Consider the following 1118-nt stretch of genomic DNA (forward strand, 5'->3'; position numbering starts at 1 on the left):
GCGCGGGCGCGCTTCGCCGCGTTCCGCCGCAGGATCGACGAGACGTCGCTGCTGCCACGCGAGCGCGCGCACGTGGCGGCCGCGCAGGCGCTGCTCGACGGAGACTGGCTGACGTGCGGGCGGCTCCTGGGCGAGATCACCGTGGAGCACCCGCGCGACGCCCTGGCACTGACCGCCGGTCACCAGGTCGACTTCTTCACCGGCGACGCGCGCTCGCTGCGCGACAGGATCGGCGGGGCCCTGAACGCCTGGCGGGAAGACGACCGGCATTTCGGGCATGTCCTGGGGATGTACGCCTTCGGCCTGGAGGAGGCGGGACACTACGACAGGTCGGAGGAGGTCGGCCTGCGCGCGGTCGAGCTGAACCCGCGCGACGTGTGGGGCATCCACGCGGTGGTGCACACGTACGAGATGCAGGGCCGGTTCGGGGAGGGCGTGCGCTACCTCGACGCGCGGCTCCCGGACTGGTCGACCGGCACCTTCTTCAACATCCACAATTGGTGGCACTACTGTCTCTACGCGCTGGAGTCGGGCGACGAGGCGCGGGCGCTGGCGATCTACGACTCGGTGCTCGCCGACGGGCAGTCCTGTATGGAGCTGCTGGACGCCGCCGCCCTGCTCTGGCGCCTCTATCTGGAGGGCTCCGACCAGGGCGAACGGTGGCGCGCCCTGGCCGACGCGTGGCCGGTCCGGGTGGGCGAGCCGTTCTACGCGTTCAACGACATGCACGCGGTCATGTCGTACGTGGGCGCCGGTCGGGTCGGGGACGCGGAGAAGCTGATCGCGACGCGGCAGGCGTACGTGCTGGAGCCGCGTCCCGGCGTCACCAACCAGGACATGACCCTCCGGGTGGGCCTGCCGGTGTGCCGCTCCCTGGTGGCCTTCGGCCGGGGCGACTACGACGCGGTGGTGGATGCGCTGTATCCGATCCGGCACCGGGTCAACGAGTTCGGCGGCAGCCACGCGCAGCGGGACGCCGTACAGAAGACCCTGCTGGAGGCGGCCCTGCGGGCGGGGCGGCGGGACGTGGCACGGGTGCTGGTGAGCGAGCGCGTCAACGTCCGTCCGTGCAGCCCGTACAACTGGCTCAAGCAGGCGACCCTCGCCGAAACGCTGGG

At 71.6% G+C, this 1118-nt stretch carries 1 protein-coding gene; it reads left to right on the plus strand.

Going from position 1 to position 1118, the window contains the following annotated elements; genetic code table 11:
- On the plus strand, positions 1-1118 hold a 1118-nt coding region (locus AB0J09_RS65470), incomplete at both ends, for a tetratricopeptide repeat protein (protein WP_360714659.1).

This window comes from Nonomuraea sp. NPDC049784 (genome assembly GCF_040659615.1).
In the GTDB taxonomy this organism is placed as follows: domain Bacteria; phylum Actinomycetota; class Actinomycetes; order Streptosporangiales; family Streptosporangiaceae; genus Nonomuraea.